This is a genomic window from Mycobacterium sp. (genome assembly GCF_052145595.1).
Taxonomy (GTDB): domain Bacteria; phylum Actinomycetota; class Actinomycetes; order Mycobacteriales; family Mycobacteriaceae; genus Mycobacterium.
Genome location: NZ_JBKQOI010000156.1, coordinates 1 through 3,957, shown reverse-complemented (window position 1 = coordinate 3,957; position 3,957 = coordinate 1). Strand labels below are relative to the sequence as shown.

Genomic DNA, 3,957 nt, shown 5'->3' with positions numbered 1-3,957 from the left:
CGGCTGGGAACCGGACCTCCCGGCACAGGCAGAAGCACCCGGCGGGCCCCCCACCCGAGCAGGAGAAACGAGCGAGCAGAGAGACGACGGCACCGTGCATGGCACCGCCGGGTCGACGACTTCGCCGACGGCGGCCACGGCAGCGTCATCTCAGGCGGGGACAGCACCGTCGACGCCGCCGGAAACCTTCTCCGCGGCTCGAGTGATGTCCACACCGCCGCCGCTGGCCACCAGCCTGGGCGTCGCCGCGACGACGGCCGGCGGACTGACGTCGGGCCACGAGCCGGACTCGCCAGGCGCCTTCGCCGGTCTGCGCGGTGGGCCGACAGAGCCCGGTCGCGGTGCCGTTCCAGCGGGGCACTTCCCGAACGAGCCGGTCCCGGCGCAGCACCCGGCAGGCGGGGTGTTCGACTCCGCGTCCGACTCGGCGGCCTCAAGGCCGTTCGAGCATCCGACGACGGAGCCACCGGCCGACGCGCCGGGAACGGACCCGCACCACGGCGCAGCGTTCGCCGACCATGACCAGCCCGGTCTCGACGAACCCGGTCTCGACGAACCCGGGGCCCACGCCGGCATCGATCTGGCAGCCGTCGACCCGACCGAGCCCGGGCCCAGCGCCGACGCCCACAGCGTCGGTGAGCACGAAGAGGCAAGCGGGGCTACCCCTGACTCCTCGGCGGGCTCGGCACACGTGCCGTCCGGGCACGACCCCGGCACCGACACCGCCGTCATCCATTGATCCGCACACGGGCAGAAAGAAGAGATTCCGATGAGTTACGGGCTAGGTGTCGACCTGGGAACCACCTTCACCGCCGCCGCCGTTGCCCACGACGGGCGGATCGAAATGGCCACCCTGGGCGACCATACCGATGCGGTCCCCTCGGTCGTGCTGATCCGCGACGACGGCACTGTGCTGACCGGCGGGGCCGCCGAGCGTCGGGCCACGGCCGAGCCCGACCGGGTCGCTCGCGCGGTCAAGCGTCGCTTCGGCGACCCGATGCCGGTGATCCTTGGCGGGGCGCCACACCCGGCCACCGCGCTGATCGCCCACCAACTACGCGCCGTCGTCGACGTCGTCAGCGACCGTGAGGGCGGCCGACCCGGTATGGTCACCCTGACCCACCCGGCGAACTGGGGACCCTACAAATGCGAACTCTTCGCCCAGGTCCCCGGGATGGCCGGACTTGGCGAGGTCCACATGCTCACCGAGCCAGAGGCCGCCGCCGCGCACTACGCCCATAACGATCGCCTCGACCCTGGCGCGCTGGTCGCGGTCTACGACCTCGGCGGGGGTACTTTCGACGCGACCGTTCTGCGCACCACCGAGCACGGCTTCGACATCCTCGGACGCCCGGAAGGCATCGAGGGACTCGGCGGCATCGACTTTGACGAGGCCGTGTTCACCCACGTCGACCAAACCCTCGACGGCGCAGTCTCCCGCCTCGACCCGGCCGATCCTCGAGCCACCAGCGCCGCCATCCGGCTGCGCCGCGAGTGCGTCACCGCCAAGGAAACCCTGTCCGCGGACACCGAAACCACCATTCCGGTGCTGCTGCCCGAGCTGCAGACCGAGGTCCGCCTGACCCGCGGCGAGTTCGAAAAAATGATCCGCCCGGCGATCGGCGCCACCATCGCGTCCCTGCGTCGGGCGCTGCAGTCTGCCCAAATCGATCCCCCTCAGCTGCACACCGTGCTGCTCGTCGGCGGTTCCTCGCGCATTCCGATGGTCGCTCACCTGGTCTCCGCAGAACTCGGACGCCCGACCTCCGTCGACACCCACCCCAAACACGCCATCGCCCTCGGCGCCGCCGCGGTGGGCGCCGATACGACCGGAGTCGGCGCCGCGGCCATTGCAGCGACAGCGCTGGGTCGCCTCACTCCGCCCCCCGCCGACAAAGCCGGGCTCGCCGCGGCATCGGCGCCCGTAGCGCCCCTGGCCGCCGGCGCCGCCGCCCCCGCGTTGGCGGCCCCAGCCGGCGACCGGCTGCGCTGGTGGCGCGGACGCAATGCGAGCAGCCTCGTGCACGATGGTGACGGCCAGCCTGAACAGGACCCGCGCCAACCATCCGACGACCAGTCGCCCACGCATCCGCGCCAGCGCCGGCTCCCGCTGGTGATTGGCGTGCTCGCCGCCGTCGCCGTCCTCGCCGGCGGCGGAACCGCCGCCTACCGTGCGCTGGCCGCCTCAACCCCGACGACCAGCCACCAACCCCTGCTCCCCGTATCCCACCAGTCCAGCGACACCCGCCGCACGCCCGGCACCGTCATCGCCCCCAGTACCCCCATCGCACGGACCCCCATCGTACGGACCCCCATCGCACGGACCACCGTCGCGCCGACGACGGTTGCGCCGACGACGGTTGCGCCGACCACCGTGGCGCCGACGACCGTCGCGCCGACCACCGTGGCGCCGACGACCGTCGCGCCGACGACCGTGGCGCCGACGACCGTCGCGCCGACGACCGTCGCGCCGACGACCGTGGCGCCGACCACCCCCCTCGTCACACCCGGCAGCCAGGCCGCCACCCCGTGATGCTGCAGGACGCCAAAGCCCAGCCGTCAGCCGCCCGCGTCACCGCCGAGGATCTGCTGCGGCGCCGGCATCCTCATTCGTGCTCATCCTTGCGCAGCTCGGCTAGCTGCGCAGCTATCTGCAATTCGGCTTCCTCGTCTTGCTGTCGCACTTCCGCGGGCAGATCGTCCTCGTGAGCCGTTCCGGCGTCCGTGCGTAGCTCGGCTAGCTGCGCAGCTATCTGCAATTCGGCTTCGTCGTCTTGCTGTCGCACTTCTGCGGGCAGATCGTCCTCGGAAGTCATGGCATGTCCCCTTTCTCACCCGGCCACCCAGGTAGACACAGTAAATACCCGGCTATCCCACGCTACGCGGCCTTGGTCCTGGCGCTCGTGACCTTAGCCCCCTTGCTTTTGCGTGCGCGCGGTCGTGGCGGCGGGGCCTACGACAGCCGGGCACGGCTGTATCAGGTCGCTGGCGGTCGCCGCTGCTGCCGCCTTCTCTGCTCTATCAGCTTGGGAAGTAATGGACCGCACCCCCCTGGTCGGTGCATCGCAGGTAGGCAGCTGCCTCGGGTTGCCGTGAGTACCCCTCCGGCGCTCGCCGTAGCCCCTGTGTACGACGTCGTTGGCCGCTGGCTTCAGCCGGAGCCGGCCTGCTCCGGGAAAGGTGGGCCCGGACGGATGGCGGCTGTGGCGCGCGAGCAAATCGCGCGCGAAGGCTGGCGTAACGTCACGGTCCTGCAGTCCCCGGCCGAGGGGTTCGGTCGGCCATGGAATCGTCTGGAGCAGCTGACCGAGGGCGTCCGCGTGCGTGAGGTAGTGCTCGGCAGCGGCTGCATCATGACCGGCCGGGCGCCGCGGACCCGGTCCTAGCGGAATCCCGGTCCTGGCCGCTGCTCCCAGGCGGTTTCCGGGTGTGCTGAAATATATCTGTAACAATTCGCCGGCGAAGCAGGCAGCTTCTTGACAGGTGTGCCGTCTGAACTTGAGACTGCTTTCAACCCTTCGGATCCTTTTCCATGGGGGTCCGGTGGCGGAGTGCTTTCCGCGACGGTTTCGGAGGAATGGCGCCGCCGGGCGAAGCGGCCGCCTCCAAAGCCGCGAGGTGACACAGTGCGCATCGCCTTGTTCGTGACCTGCCTGGCCGACACGCTGTTTCCGGGCGTCGGCCAGTCCACGGTGCGGTTGCTCGAGCGGCTCGGCCATCGCGTCGAGTTTCCAGAGGCGCAGACGTGCTGCGGCCAGATGCACATCAACACTGGCTACGCTCGCGACGCGCTCCCGCTTGTCCGCCATTACGTCGAGGTGTTCGAGCCCTATGAAGTGATCGTCGCTCCGTCCGGCTCCTGCGTCGGCTCGGTCCGGCACCAGCACGCCGTGGTGGCCCGCCAGTGCGGAGATGAGCTGCTCGCCCGGCGAGCTGAGCGCGTGGCGGCCCGGACAT

5 protein-coding genes are annotated in these 3,957 nt (G+C 70.6%); 4 read left to right on the top strand and 1 reads right to left on the bottom strand.

The window, feature by feature from the left end; translation table 11 throughout:
* Positions 1–739 (top strand): hypothetical protein (locus tag ACLP4W_RS14010; RefSeq protein ID WP_442386819.1); only part of this gene is annotated, 739 nt, incomplete at its 5' end.
* A gap of 30 nt (positions 740–769) precedes the next feature.
* Positions 770–2,533, top strand: coding sequence for an Hsp70 family protein (locus ACLP4W_RS14005; protein WP_442386817.1), 1,764 nt, complete (start codon positions 770–772; stop codon positions 2,531–2,533).
* A gap of 73 nt (positions 2,534–2,606) precedes the next feature.
* Here ACLP4W_RS14005 and ACLP4W_RS14000 read toward each other — a convergent pair whose 3' ends face one another.
* Positions 2,607–2,816, bottom strand: coding sequence for a hypothetical protein (locus ACLP4W_RS14000; protein ID WP_442386815.1), 210 nt, complete (start codon positions 2,814–2,816; stop codon positions 2,607–2,609).
* A gap of 387 nt (positions 2,817–3,203) precedes the next feature.
* Between ACLP4W_RS14000 and ACLP4W_RS13995 the strand changes: the two genes are divergently transcribed.
* Positions 3,204–3,386 (top strand): hypothetical protein, encoded by a 183-nt coding sequence (locus ACLP4W_RS13995; protein ID WP_442386813.1) that lies wholly within the window; start codon positions 3,204–3,206, stop codon positions 3,384–3,386.
* 240 nt (positions 3,387–3,626) lie between these two features.
* A partial coding sequence (locus tag ACLP4W_RS13990; RefSeq protein ID WP_442386811.1) for a heterodisulfide reductase-related iron-sulfur binding cluster occupies positions 3,627–3,957 on the top strand: 331 nt, incomplete at its 3' end.